This window comes from Hymenobacter sp. DG25B, assembly GCF_000801315.1.
GTDB lineage: Bacteria > Bacteroidota > Bacteroidia > Cytophagales > Hymenobacteraceae > Hymenobacter.
Map to the genome: position 1 here is coordinate 3,682,813 of NZ_CP010054.1, position 13,935 is coordinate 3,696,747.

A 13,935-nucleotide genomic window follows, 5' to 3' on the forward strand; every position below is an offset into this window, starting at 1 on the left:
CCGGCAACTGCGTTTTGGGTTTCTACGAACATAAAAATTCCCCGGCTATTTGACCTGCCGGGGAATAGTTAAAAGCAAAATTCGATTGGAATGTCCTTTCAGTAGAATAACTGCCGGCGCAAACGGCTTGACGCAACTGCTGGTACTAGTGGGCGGCAACCACCGGTTTCAAGCCAAACTCTACGCTGGCCTCCAGCCCCACAGAGTAAGGCCGGTTCTGATGCCAGTAAGATTGGGTAGGCTCATTGTTCAGGGTGTTCAGGCCGGTTTCGGCGGCCGGCCCCAGGGCTACCAGCCAGGTAGCACCCACCGGGCGGTACTGCATTCCAGCGCCACCCCGCAACGAGGCCAGCACATGCCGATAAGGCGAGTCCGGGGAGCTCAGCTTATATGCTTTCTCACCAATCAGGTTGGTGTTTTCAGGGGTCAGCCGGCTATTAAACAGCAGGTTTACCGCCGCCCCCATGCGGGCATATAACGACCAGCCCATTTTATCGGCCGCGCTATATTGCAGCGACACCGGCAGGCCTGCCGTGCGGTAGCGGTAATGCGTTGTCTGCGGTTCTGCCAGCGCCGTCAGGTCCGTAGCCATCTGGGTCCGGATGCGGGTCTTCTGCTGCAAGTCACCGGTAAAAGTGGCGGGCATATTAGGTGCAAGGGCTGCATAGGAGGTCTGGGAAGAAGCGCGGTATTCGGCGGCCTCTACCCCGGCCGTGGCACTCCAGCGGCCAGCCAGCCGCTTGCGGGCCATTAAAGCAACCCGCTGCCCCAGGCCAGCCTGTAAGTTATGGCGATACTCGGTGGCAGCCTCTTCATACGTCTGGGCATTTACGCGGGCCGTAGCCGAAGTTTTCTGAAAAGTAGGCGTGCTGAGCGGACCCCGGGAGAAATTAACGTTAGGGTTGAAGGAAGACAGGTTGTGGCCACCACCAAAGCTCCAGCCACCTTTTTGCGCTATTTTCTTTTCGTCCTTCGCGGCCAGCTCATCGGCCCAGGCCAAGGCAGTAGGCGTGTAGGTTTGCTCCAGGGAAGCAGGCAGCGCCGCCAAAGCATTATCCAGCGCCGCCGGGCGGGGGGCCAATGCATTTACCTGCTCCGTAGCGGTTGCTTGCATAGCCGTAGTGGTGGCCGGGGTGGTGGCTGCGGAATTGGCCGCTGCTGGTGCAGTTACTGACGCCACCGTTGGCGCAGACGTATTCGGGTTAAGAGTAGCCAGCGCAGCACCAGTAGCCGGTACCGCATTAGTGGCTGCAGCAGAATTTTGCTGTCCGGTCACTTCAGCCTGGGGGCGGGTGGTGCCGTTAGCAGCATAGCCCAGGAAGGAGTTGCGACCCTGGACAGACTGGCTATTCGTTTCGGTTTGAGGTGCAGTGGTGGTTCCGGAGGCCGTGTTGGCCGCCTGCGTATTAGTTGGCAGTTCGCGGTTGCTGCTGGCGGTTACGGCCGCCGTAGCAGTACGCTTAGGCGCACCGGCATCCGCTAAGCTTTCCTTGCCTGCTGCATTCGGGGTACCATTGATAATTAGAGGTTGCGAGGAGCTACCGGAAGCCGCTACCGTGGCGCCGGCTTGCCGGGCAGAAGTTGTATTACCGGATGCAGCAGCTGCATTGCTGGATACCGATGGGCGGGCGCTGTTGGCAGCAGGTGCCTGGGCGGCCAGTTGCAGCTTGCGGCCAGAGTTGCCGTTTGCATTCTCAGATGATTCCTGAAAATTCTGCAGGCCGGCAGCCAGCTCGGCTTCGTGGTTGCTGGTGAAGTGCAGGGCAAACCAGCCCCCCATACCCAGCATAAAGAGCACGCAGGCAGCCGCTACCCAGCGGTGTACCCGGAGCCGCTCGCGGAAGGTTTCATTTTGCTGTACTACCAGCTCATGGTCCAGCTGCTCCCACAGGTTGGCCCGGGGCTGCAGTTCAGCTTCCTCAAATTTTTGGCGAAACAGGTACTCCAGGTCGCCCTTCTGGGGGGAGGTGGGCTTATCGGCTGAAGGTTCCATTGGTCCGGTGAGCGTCGAGGCGCTCTAGTTTGTTTTTCAAAATAACCCGTGCCCGGGCGTACTGCGACTTGCTGGTGCCTTCGGAAATGCCCATCAGCTCCCCAATTTCTTTGTGGCTATAGCCTTCAATAGCAAATAGGTTGAACACCATCCGGTAGCGCGGGGCCAGCTCCTGAATCAGGGTCAGAAGCTCCTCAAAGCCATAATTGGCTAAGGTAAATTCTTCATCGGCCAGGTCTTCGGGGTATTCGCCTTCGCTTACTGCTACCAGGTGCGCGTTGCGCCGGTGCTGGCGCAGGGCAGCATTCACCATGATACGGCGAATCCAGAATTCCAGTGGGCATTCCCGCCTGAATTTTGGCAGATTTTTAAACACCGTCAGAAAGCCTTCCTGCAGTACGTCTTCGGCCTCAAACGTGGTTTGGGCATACCGCATGCAAACGGCCATCATCCTGGCAGAATATCGGTCGTAAAGCTGCTTTTGTGCCAGGCGGCTACCAGCCAGGCAAGCATCAAGCAGTTCAGACTCGCTCAGGGTGTGTGGTGAGGAGAGAGGACGCACAGGGGCAGTGGCAGGGCGGAGAATCGGCTCGGCAATGGCCACCGGCGCAAGCAGGTTGTCCAGAACCGACCCGCCGAAGGTAGGTAATAGCGCGCTCATGCTACTAACCAACCACTACGGCTGCCTCCCTTCACTGGGTAGATAGAAGGTATAAAGCCACTAAAATTGCTCCGGGTGCTAGGCTGGGGCATACGCTGGGGCTACTGGAAAAAGTGAATAAAAGGGAATTGACTCCCGCCCTGTATTCTGAAGAGTACAGCGGGTTAGCCAAGCGTTGCATGCCGTTTGCAGAAATATATTAAGAAGGCGCTATTTACCTTATTACCAACTATATATTTACAAAATTCAGCTTATAATCTAAGTAACCTGGCGTAATTCAATTAAATGCAGGCGCGGGTAGGCTGAGGTGTATTAGTTAGGTTATGGTAAGGCTGTGTTCTTGATATAATCTACGAAGGAACCAAGCGCTATGCCAGCGTCGCCGGCTTCCTATAGCATTCGATAAAAGTGCCTGTAAACTTTCGGTTAATTTTCTGCTGAGGCGAGCTGACAGGAATGAATAAGGGGCTACCAGCGTGTCGGTTTTCCGAGAAAACATTCCGGTTAAACCGCTAGGAAATCAAGCGCGAAATGCTACATTTCCTATTCATAACCTGCACACCTCCTGCAACACAGCCGCCCGGTTTCGGGGGGCTGTTCTTTTTGGTGGCGGGTTCTCTCTGGCCGAGTTGGTATGCTGCGGCCGGTTTCCGGCAGCCCGCAGTTGGGTGGCCCTTAGGAAGATAAAGTTAGCGGGATAGTAGGCAGCGGGTAGCCAGAACGGTACCTTTGCACCCGGAAAAAAATTAAACTCATCGGTTAAGAAGGAAGCACAAAATAAAAGCCGTGGAATGCAACCCACAGCTGCGTTTTGCCATCTGTGCAGGAGTTGTTGAGATTATCCGGGAGATACACTGCAGGCCACTTGCTCTAACTGCGCTTACACCTAACATGCTATGAAACACCTTTCCGCGTTGCTGCTGGTCGGCACTACGTTCATTACTCATATGGCTGCGGCGCAAAGCACGCCCCCGGCAGCTACCGGCGCAACGCGCCCGGCGGGCACAGCCCCGGCTATTACGCTGGCTCCGGCCGCAAAAGGCACCGGCCGCATCAGCGGCACTGTGTTAGATGCCACTACCAAGCAGCCGGTGGAGTTTGCCACCATTACGGTGCTGCCTCCTGTGGGCGAGCAGCCCCTGGATGGCACTGTTGCGGATGAGAAAGGCCGTTTCGTGCTGAAAGGCCTGGCAGCCGGGTCTTACCGCTTGTCCATCAGCTTTATTGGCTACGGCAGCCAGGTGCAGGCTATTTCCCTGGCAGAAGGCAAAATGAGCCTCGACCTGGGCACGGTAAACCTGACCTCCCAAGTGAAGCAGCTGAATGAAGTAACCGTGACGGGTGAGCGGCCCGTGGTGGAAAGCAAGCCTGACCGCCTGGTGTACAACGCCGCCCAGGACAACACCAACAAAGGCGGCACCGCCGCCGACGTGCTGCGCAAAGCCCCTATGGTGAGCGTGGACCCCGATGGCAACCTGCAGCTGCGCGGCTCCGGCAACGTGCGCGTGCTCATCAACGGCAAACCATCCTCCGTAATGGCCGGCGACATTGCCGAAGCCCTCAAGCAGCTGCCCGCCGACCAGATTAAAAACGTGGAGGTGATTACCTCCCCTTCGGCTAAGTATGATGCGGAAGGCTCAGCCGGTATCATCAACATTGTCCTGAAGGAAAATAACCTGCAGGGGGTGAATGGCAACGTGGGCCTGGCCGTGGGTACCCGCAACTCCAACGGTAACCTGAGCCTGAACGCCCGCAAAGGTAAGTTTGGGTTTTCCTCCTCGGCCAATGGCTGGATGCACTACTCCCCTGGCGTGCAGGAAGTAGACCGCGAAGACCGGGGCGTGGTAAGCGCCGACGGCATTACCACCACGGGCCGCCTGATGCAGCGCAACGAAGGCCGCTCCAACGGTGGTGGCGGCAATGCCCGCATCGGGTTGGAATATGAGCCAGCTACCAACCACACCTTCAGCCTGTCGCTGAACGGCAACATGTTCCAGCACCGCAACAACGCGGATATCTATAACACCTACACCCTGGATGCCGGCGAGCCGGATAACAGCAACCCGCTGTTCGGTAACTACACCCGCGACTATAATCAGGAGTTTAAAATCCGGAGCTACGACCTGACCGGCACCTACACCCGCACCTTCGGGCCGGGCAGCCGCCGCGAGTGGTCGGTGCTGGCGCAGCACAACCGCAATAACAACAACCGCTTCTACGATGTAGACCAGTTTCCCCTGGACTACACGGGCAGCACGCCTACGTTCCAGGAATATAGCCCCAACGTAGCCAGCAACCAGGAAAACACCCTGCAAACCGACTACGTGCACCCCATTGGCGAAAAGCAAACGGTGGAGTTTGGGGGTAAGCTGATTCAGCGGCGGGTGGAAAGTGACTTCCGCGTGAGCCGCACCGATCTGAATACCGGCGAGTTTGCCGAAGTGCCCAGCCTGACCAACCAATACACCTATGATCAGGATGTAATGGCCGGCTACGCTACCTACGCTACCAGCCTGGGTAAGAAGTACAACGTGCGCCTGGGGGCCCGCGTGGAGCGCACCGATCTGGAGGGTGACTTTGCCAGTCAGGACCGTCCGTTCAGCCTCACGTTTACCAATCTGCTGCCCAACGTGGCCCTTACGCGCAACCTCAAGCAGCAAGGCTCCACCATCCGCCTGAGCTACTCGCGTCGCATTCAGCGCCCCAGCATTTTCTATCTGAACCCTTACCGCAACGAAACCGACCCGCGCAACATTTCGGAGGGCAACCCGGAGCTGGACGCCGAATTCACCGACAATTACGAGGTGAACTGGAACACCTTCGTGAAGGGCTCCGTCATCAACATCTCGGCCTATTCCCGCCAGACCAACAACGCCATTGAGCGCATTTATCGCACCGATAATCAGGGCCGGGTGGTTTCCACCTTCGGCAACGTAGCCCGCAACCAGACCTACGGCACCAACCTGTTCGGCTCAGTAAAGCCCTTGCCCAAATGGGACATCAGCGGCAACATTAGCCTGTTTTACGTTTTCCTGAAAAGCCAGGCGCTGAACACCAGCAACTCGGGTTTTGTGTATTCGGCCAACATCAACTCCGGCTACAAGTTTGAGAAGGGCTTCAGCCTACAGTTCTTCGGCATGCTGAACTCGCCGCGTATTCAGCTGCAAGGCAAAAACTCGCCCTGGCAGATGTACTCCATTGGCCTGCGCAAGGAAATGCTGAAAGGCAAGGCCGATCTGACGCTGAACGCCGACAACCCCTTCTCCCGCTACATCAAGCTGGATAACGACTTCGACAACGGCCGTTCCCGCTCCACCAATACCACTTACGTGTATAACCGGGGCGTGCGCGCCGCCTTCAGCTACCGCTTCGGCAAGCTGGAGAACAAGCCCAAGCGCCCCGCCCGCAGCATCCGCAACGACGACCAGAAGCAGGGCGAAAGCGGCGGCAACGGGCAGCAGTAGCAGCTTCAAGCTTAAAACAGCTTAGTATACCTGTTTACTATACCTGTTAAATAAAAAAGCTGTCATCCTGAGCAAAGCGAAGGACCTTATCACGTTAAAACGAGTCGTTGTTTCGACCACTGTTCTAGCGTGATAAGGTCCTTCGCTTTGCTCAGGATGACAGTTCTTTTTATACTGTTATACTGTGCTTCTGCAACTTACTTATTCCAGATAGCCCATGCGGCTTCGGCCTGCAGGCAGAGCATTTCGAAGCCGTTTTTGGTGTGAGCACCCATTTCGCGGCCTTTCTGCATGAAGAGGGTTTCGCCGGGGTTATAAATCAGGTCGTAGAGGTAGTGGCGCTCCGTGAGGTGCTCGTAGGGGATGCTGGGGCACTCCGCTACGTTGGGGTACGTGCCCAGCGGGGTGGTATTGATGATGAGCGAATGCGCCTGCAGCAGGGAGGGCGAAAGGTCGGCGTAGGTAAGGCCGGCAGCCAGGGGGTTGCGCGAGACCAGCCAGCACCGGATGCCCAGGTCGCGCAGGGCGGTTTCTACGGCTTTGGCCGCGCCGCCCGTGCCCAGAATCAGCGCGCCGGCATCGTCGCCGCGCGTGGGGTAAAAGCGCCGCATCGATTCCTGAAACCCGATATAGTCGGTATTGTGACCAATGCGGCGGCCATCGGCAGCAAACTCAATAACATTTACGGCCCCAATGCGCGCCGCAATGGGTGACATTTCATCCAGATACGTCCACACCTGCTCTTTATAGGGAATGGTTACGTTGAGGCCGCACAGCTCCGGATGCTGCGCCAACAGCCGGGGCAGCTCCGTAATAGAATACAGCTCAAACAGCTCGTAACGATGGTCGCTCAGGCCCAGGTTTTCAAACTTCTGGGTGAAGTACGTCTGCGAAAAAGAATGCTCCAAGGAGCGACCAATCAATCCAAATTCCCTCATAGGCAGTGCTTTTCTAGCTAAGCACTTCCAAAGCAACAAAAAAACCGCCCGGTACCTATGACGGCCGGGCGGTTTTTTTAGTAAATCCTATTTTTCTAGGCACTGGTAGGCCGGGCAGCAAACTTGCTTTTCAGGAATTGAAAGAGCGGCGGCAAAATAGAAAACAGAATGATGCCGTAAATGACCAGCGTAAAGTTGTCGCGCACCACCGGGATATTGCCAAACAGATAGCCGGCCATGGTGAGAGAAACCACCCACAGCAGTGCGCCGGCAACGCTGTAGCTGATGAAGTAGCTGTATTTCATGGTGCCTACGCCGGCTACAAAGGGCGCAAACGTGCGCACAATGGGAATAAAGCGGGCCATAATGATGGTTTTGCCTCCGTGCTTGGCATAGAATGCCTGCGTCTGATCTAGATACTTGCGGTTGAGCAGTTTATAGTTCTCGCGGAACACGCGCGGGCCTAGGTAGTCGCCCACAAAATAATTCAGGTTGTCGCCCAGGAAAGCCGCCGCAAACAGCAGCGGCATTAGATACCACACGTTTAGCAAGGTTTCCGGCGAGCCGGCAGCTATCGGCTGTGCGGCTAGCGTGCCCGCCACAAACAGCAGCGAATCGCCGGGCAGGAAGGGAAAAACAATTACGCCGGTTTCAGTGAATATAATCAGGAACAGAATCAGATACGTGAGGTTCCCATAGTCCAGCACCATGGCCTTGAGGTGCACATCCAGGTGCAGAACCAGGTCAAAAAAGTCTTTGATAATCTCCATAGGGCGCAAACGACTGAAAAAGCGGCGGAATAATTTCTACAAAGAAAACAGGCTGCCGCTAAAGTGCAGGAAAAGTATTTCCGGCCGGGCCAGCGCGCAGCTTATGCGGGCTTCTGCACCAGCACCAGCAGGTTCAGCTTTTCCACCTTCGGAAACAGCCTGACGGTACCGCCCAAAGCTTGCACAGCATTCTGCAATTGCTGCAGCGCGCCGGCTGGCACGGCGGCCTGCAGGGTATTCAGCAGAACGTGGCCGCCGGGGCGCACCAGCCGGAATACATTTTGCCAGAAAGCCGGCGCAAAAACGCCTTCCTGAATGGCGCTATCCACAAACAGATCCACCAGGACCAGGTCAAAGGGCGGATGCGCATCCTGCACGTAGGCAAAGGCATCGGCGCACACAATCTGCAGGCGCGGGCCGGGCGCTATACCAAACTCCTGCGCCGCCAGCTCTATCACTACCGGGTCAAAATCGACGGCGGTAATGTGGTACTGGTAATCGAAGTCTTCCCGCAGCGTTTGGATAACGGAGCCCCCGCCCAGCCCCAGGAGCAGTACGCGCCGGCAGCCGCCCAGCGAAATCTGCTGCAAGCCAAAGCGCAGCACCCGCTGCAAAGAGCCATAAGAGTAGTTGGCCGTGCGCGAGTCCAGCACCTTGCGCCCCTGGTACAGGCTAATTTCCAGCTCGCCATTATAAGTGGAGGGCACTTTGCGCGTGAACGGGTACAGATAGCTCAATGCCTTCTTCATAGCCTGCAAGGTAACGGGAATGCAAAAAGTAGCGCGAAGCTCCCGCTTCGTGTACGAGCAACGCGAGTTCCTACGCGTTGAGCATACGCCTGCTACTCGCTGCGCTCGTCCGCGAAGCCGGAGCTTCGCGCTACTGTTATTTCTTCCCCAGCAGGAATTCCAGCGGCACTGCCAGGCGCTGCTGCCAGGAGGCTTCGTTGTGCGCAGCGCCTTCAAAGCGGCGGGTTTGCCAGTGGCGGGCATCGTAGCCATGGGCGCGCAGCACGGAATCAATGCGCTGCTGGTGGGGCTCGTACCAGCTATCCAGCGTGGCGGTACCATAATCGAAGTACAGACGGGGCTTGTGCCGACGCGGCAGCTTCTGCGCCAGATACTGCACCATTGCCTCGGTAAAGTCCGGCGTATTCGATTTCAAACTCAGCGGCCAGTGCGTGGAAACGCAGCCTGCTCCACCAAATACCCGTGGGTATTCCAGCGCGGCATACAGGGAAATGAGCCCGCCCATGCTGCTGCCCATCACGAAGGTGTGCTTCCGGTCGGGCCGGGTTTGATAATGCTGGTCGATATAGGGCTTTAACTCTTCTACCACGAAGCGCAGATAAGCATCGGCCAACGACTCTGACTGCCGTTCCTGCTTTATGGCCGCCTGCCGCTCGGCCGACATAAGATTGAACGCCTTTTCGGGCGTGTACTCGGCAAAGCGTTTGGGCGAGTTCCAGATGCCTACTACGATGCATGCCGGAACTTTTTTATCCCGCTGCAGCTGCGTGAGCACACTATCCACCTCCCAGGCCACGCCGCCGTAAGACGTTTTGGGGCTGAACAGATTCTGGCCATCATGCATGTACAGCACCGGGTATTTTTTGCCGGGCGCGTAGCCCTCGGGTAGCCAGACATCCACATTACGCGGCTGCACAAACTTGGAGGGGAAATCCGGTAGGTGCTCCACGCGGCCCGTAGCCTGCGCCATGGCTACTGCCGAAAGTAGCATTAGCCACCCAGAAAGAATCAAGCGAAAAATCATAGCTCTTAGAAAACAGATGGGCAAGAAAAAACCCGCTTCCGGCCAGGGAAGCGGGTTTTTGAAAGTCTGATTTAGCCTCTTGGCATGGAGGTTCCGGGCTTGCCGGGGGCCTTTGCTTCGGGCTTGAACATTTCGGCCACATTATCCATATCCAGGAAGTGCGTGAAAGTATCGCCGCGCAAACCCAGCCGAATGGTTTCCAGCGAGATAATTTCATTGGGGGCAATATTGCCCAGGTTCACGTTGGCGCCCAGCATCTTGATAAACCATACCTGCTGCGCTTTCTGGGGAGCTTCCCAGATGATTTTCTCGAAGGGAATCTGGGTCAGAATTTCTTCTACCAGACCGGAGCGCACCTCGCCGGTGCTGCGGAACAGACCCACGTTGCCGGCCTCGCGGGCTTCGCCAATTACCTTTTCGGCACCGGCTTCCAGCTCCGTGCGCATCTGCTGAATCCACTTGTAGGGCGGAATGATCTTCTCAGCATCCTTGGAGCCTACTTCCGACAGCACGCGCACATCCTTCGACAGCGTCTGAATGAACTCCAGCTTCCGCTCGTGGTCCAGATCAATGGAACCGTCGGATACCTCGGCGTATTCCATGCCCATGGTATCCAGCAGGCGGCGGTAGTCATCAAACTGATTGCGAATGATGAAGGCCTCGAACAGGGTACCACCGAAATACACCGGAATACCGGCTTCTTTGTACACTTCCAGCTTGCGCTTGAGGTTAGGCGTGACGTACGAGGTAGCCCAGCCCAGCTTTACAATATCGGTGTAGGAGGCGCCTACTTCCAGAAAGTCCTCTACTTCGCGCACGCTCAGGCCTTTGTCCATTACCATGGTAAAGCCTTGTTCGCGGGGTTTGGCGGTGCGCTCAGGAATTTGGTTCAGGTCGTAGTTCATCAGAAGGAAATAAGCACTTAGGTGTGAAAGGTGTGAAAAGCGGGCCGCTGGCAATACAGGGGCCGCCACCCGGAAAAAGTAAATCCGATCCGCAAAAGTACTGTTCAGTTTTAATATTGGCCGCAAAGAAAGAAGCCCGGGAAGCTGGCCTATAGCCAAACCTCCCGGGCTCTTTGTATTAAATGGCTGTTGAAGCCGCTTACTTGCGGTACTGATCAATCAGCCGGGCCAGGGCGCGCTGCGACTCCAGCTCGGGGAAATAGTCAAACAGCAGGCGGTGCTTGTCGAAATCTAGTACCAAAGCATTTTCCAAGCACTCATAAGCCTCACGGTAGCGGCCGGCGGCCAGCAGGTAGGCGCACAAGCGGTAATGCAGCTCGGCCTCGGCGGGCTGAATTTCCACGGCGTTGCGCATCAAGTCAATAGCGCCGTCATAGTTACCCTGCTCGTAGAGAATAATGCTCCAGTTCAGCCAGGCGTCTTTATTGTCCGGCGCTACCTGGGTAGCTTTGTCGTAGCACTCAATGGCGCTGACGATGTTGCCTACCTGGTACTCGGCCGTGGCCAGCGCCATCCAGTACTCCACGCTTTCCTCGTACAGGTTTACCGCCCGCCGGAAAAAGTGAATAGCCTCGAAGTTGCGGTCCTGCGCGCTCAGTACAATACCGATACCAAACCAAGCCTCGTCCATGGTTTCATCCAGGTCGATGGACTTCTGGTAGTAGCGGCGCGCCTGGTCCCACTCAGCCAGCTTCTCGTGGCACTCGCCAATGTTACAGAGCGCCTCGGCTGTTGGCTTGTCCTTCTCGTAGCTCAGCTGAAACTCCAGAATGGCCTTGCGGTAAAGCTCCTGGTTTACGTACGTGCTGGCCAGGTAGCCGTGCGCATCGTAAAACTTGCCATCAATGAGAATAGCGTACTCAAAAGCGGCCACGGCATCATCGTAGCGGCCCAGGCGGAAGTAGGCCTGCCCCAGGTTGTACCAGGCTAAAGCCGAATATGGGTCGTCATCGGTGAAGCGGCGGAAAAACTCCAGGTTCGTTTCTAGGCGCTCTGATACTTCCAGGCAATACAGCAGTTCCTGCACGGCCACCTCATTATCCAGGTTCAGGCGCAGGCTTTGCTTGTAGTATTTGGCCGCGCTCTTAAACTTCTGCCAGCTTTGGTAAGCCAGGCCCAGGTTGAAGTGGATATCGTCGCGGTCGGGCGCGCGCTCCAGCGCACTCAGGAAGTAAGCTACGGCCTCCGAGAAATCTCCTTTCTGCGTAGCAATGATACCGCGCGTCACAGCCACGTCCGGATTGTCCGGATCGAGCAGGGCGACGTCTTCAATCTGCGCGGCAGCCTCCACGTACTCGCCTTTCATGGCCAGCACCTGTGACCGGTCGATGAGCAGTTCCGTGCTGAAAGGATATTGGGCAATAGCGGCCTCACAGGCCCGCAGGGCTTTATCGTACTGGGTATGGGTGGTATAATGGTCGATGATGTTCTCAAAATCGCCCAGATCAAAAAACACCGGCTCGTTGTTGGTCAGCATGCGCTCAAAGCGGCGCACGGTATCCAGCACTTCGTCCCGGTCCTCAAAATTTTCGTTCATTCTCATGCTACTACTATCAGCAGGGCGCCGCCAAAACGGCAGCATTTGCGGTCAGATTCTCTTCTTTTACTGGGAAAAGAGAATGGGTATACTAAGATACAACAACCGCACCGGAGGCGTGCACGTTCCGTTGTAATTCCGTGCAGCACCAGGCAATCGTCTCGGCTACCGGCCGGAAAATAAGACCGGTTGCCTGCTGCACTTTGGTGGCCTCATACACCAAGGAACGGCGGCCCGCCCGGGCAGTATCTTTAGTGATGAGCGGCCGGGCGCCGGTGAGTACGGAACGCACATGCTCTACCCGCCAGATGGCTTCGGCGGCCCAGTCCGGCACAGCCGTAGTAGGTGGCTTTTTGCCGAAGCATTTAGCGGCCTGCGTCAGGAAGTCATGCAGGGGCAGGGCGGCCGCACTCAGCACAAACCGTTCCCCGCTTACCGTCAGGTCCAGCGTAAGACGCAGCATAGCGGCTACCACGTCGCGCACATCCACCACGTTAATGTTGCCGGGCGTGTAAAAAAGATGTTCATTGTAAGCATACTGAAACAGCCGGGTACTGCTGCGGTTCCAGTCGGCGGGGCCTAAGATTACGGATGGATTCACAATCACCGCCGACAATCCTTCGGAAATACCGCGCCATACTTCCAGCTCGCCCAGGTATTTAGACGCCGCGTACGCTGAGTGGCTGGCTCCTAAATCCCACTTGGCCTCTTCCGTAACCACCTGCAGGCTTCCAAGTACCGCCGGTGAGGCAGCCGCTGCCTCCCCTAATGCAGCGACTGAGGATACATGGCACAAGCGAATTTCGGGCTGCATCAGACAAGCATCCACCAGTACCGCTGTGCCTTCTACATTCACTTGCAGCAAGGCGTCTTCATCCTGCGGTGCATAAGAGACTAAGCCTGCACAGTGAAATACGTGGGTTATTCCCTCCAATGCCTGCTGCATAGCCAGCGAATCGCGCAGGTCGCCTTCCACCCATTCTACCTGCTCAGCCATCGGGATGGCCGGAATCTGACTACGGTAGAGGGCGCGCACTGACAGACCACGCGCCACCAACGCCGGAATCAGGAAACTGCCAATAAGCCCGCTGCCACCTGTAACGAAGACCATTTTACAGGTATTTATTGAGCAAAGGCAGCGCCAGTGCTTTCTGCAGATACTCTGCCATAAGGACTTTGGTGCGGAGGGTTTCGGTGTGTTTCCGATGATGCGCATCCGTGCCCAGCATATCTACCATACCCGCGTCAATAAGCTTCTCCGCCACGTGCTTGGCTCCAGACGAATAATATCCTGACAAGGAGTTCAGATTCACCTGCAGCAGAACTCCGGATTCCCGAATCTTTTCCAGCTCCTGAAAGCGCCCGTAGAGGTAAGTATACCGCTCTGGATGGGCCATTACGGGCTGGTAACCGGCTGCCTTGAGGTTGAAGATGGTTTCCTGCAGGTTGAACGGCTCGTTGATGTAAGAAGTCTCAAAAAGCAGATACTTCTGGTTGCCGCCAAAACTTAGCAGTGGTTCAGTAGCTTCCAGCTTTTGGGCAAACCACTCATCCAGATAATACTCAGCAGCACATTCCAGCTCCAGACCGGTAATACCGGCCTCCTGAGCAGCCTGCTGTAAGTTGTTAAGCGCAGTGCGGACGCCTTCCGGGGTGTTTTTGTAGAAGTCGCCCATAATGTGGGGCGTCATCACCAGCTTTCGGTAACCCAGGGTCTGCATCTCGCGCAGAAGCTCTACGGCATGCTCCAGGGTTTCGGCCCCATCGTCCAGCCCCGGTAGCAGATGGGAATGCATATCTACTTCCAACGCTCCTAAAGAGACCGCCTCCACCG

General features: G+C 56.5%; 11 protein-coding genes. 1 reads left to right on the plus strand and 10 read right to left on the minus strand.

Features of this window, described 5'->3' with window-relative positions; all coding sequences use genetic code 11:
• Positions 1-145 precede the first annotated feature (145 nt).
• Positions 146-1,993: a hypothetical protein gene (locus PK28_RS15895; protein WP_044515602.1), complete on the minus strand. Its 1,848-nt coding sequence runs from the start codon at positions 1,991-1,993 to the stop codon at positions 146-148.
• Positions 1,974-2,555: an RNA polymerase sigma factor gene (locus tag PK28_RS15900; RefSeq protein WP_044517375.1), complete on the minus strand. Its 582-nt coding sequence runs from the start codon at positions 2,553-2,555 to the stop codon at positions 1,974-1,976. Before PK28_RS15900 ends, PK28_RS15895 begins: the two co-directional genes overlap by 20 nt.
• 995 nt (positions 2,556-3,550) lie before the next feature.
• Here PK28_RS15900 and PK28_RS15905 point away from each other — a divergent pair.
• Complete coding sequence (locus PK28_RS15905) at positions 3,551-6,118, plus strand: TonB-dependent receptor (RefSeq protein ID WP_048826158.1); 2,568 nt, start codon at positions 3,551-3,553, stop codon at positions 6,116-6,118.
• 197 nt (positions 6,119-6,315) lie between these two features.
• Here the strand turns inward: PK28_RS15905 and PK28_RS15910 are convergent, their stop codons facing one another.
• The 8 genes from PK28_RS15910 to PK28_RS15945 all read right to left on the minus strand — a co-directional run bounded on the left by PK28_RS15910 (position 6,316) and on the right by PK28_RS15945 (position 13,897).
• Positions 6,316-7,056, minus strand: a complete 741-nt coding sequence (locus tag PK28_RS15910; RefSeq protein ID WP_044515604.1) for a shikimate dehydrogenase family protein — start codon at positions 7,054-7,056, stop codon at positions 6,316-6,318.
• A 95-nt stretch (positions 7,057-7,151) separates the two neighbouring features.
• A complete protein-coding gene (locus tag PK28_RS15915; RefSeq protein WP_044515606.1) occupies positions 7,152-7,826 on the minus strand; it encodes a DedA family protein in 675 nt (224 codons plus the stop codon).
• A 101-nt stretch (positions 7,827-7,927) separates the two neighbouring features.
• Positions 7,928-8,575: a spermidine synthase gene (locus tag PK28_RS15920; protein WP_044515609.1), complete on the minus strand. Its 648-nt coding sequence runs from the start codon at positions 8,573-8,575 to the stop codon at positions 7,928-7,930.
• Between the two features lie 136 nt (positions 8,576-8,711).
• The gene (locus tag PK28_RS15925; RefSeq protein ID WP_197070429.1) at positions 8,712-9,566 is read right to left on the minus strand and encodes an alpha/beta hydrolase; all 855 of its coding nucleotides are present in this window, start codon (positions 9,564-9,566) and stop codon (positions 8,712-8,714) included.
• Positions 9,567-9,670: 104 nt separating this feature from the next.
• Positions 9,671-10,504, minus strand: coding sequence for a phosphosulfolactate synthase (locus PK28_RS15930; RefSeq protein ID WP_044515612.1), 834 nt, complete (start codon positions 10,502-10,504; stop codon positions 9,671-9,673).
• Positions 10,505-10,703: 199 nt separating this feature from the next.
• Positions 10,704-12,101 (minus strand): tetratricopeptide repeat protein, encoded by a 1,398-nt coding sequence (locus PK28_RS15935; RefSeq protein WP_044515615.1) that lies wholly within the window; start codon positions 12,099-12,101, stop codon positions 10,704-10,706.
• A gap of 91 nt (positions 12,102-12,192) precedes the next feature.
• Entirely contained in the window at positions 12,193-13,212 is a 1,020-nt protein-coding gene (locus tag PK28_RS15940; RefSeq protein ID WP_044515617.1) for an NAD-dependent epimerase/dehydratase family protein, read from the minus strand.
• A gap of 1 nt (position 13,213) precedes the next feature.
• A complete protein-coding gene (locus tag PK28_RS15945; RefSeq protein ID WP_231576183.1) occupies positions 13,214-13,897 on the minus strand; it encodes a tyrosine-protein phosphatase in 684 nt (227 codons plus the stop codon).
• Positions 13,898-13,935 lie beyond the last annotated feature (38 nt).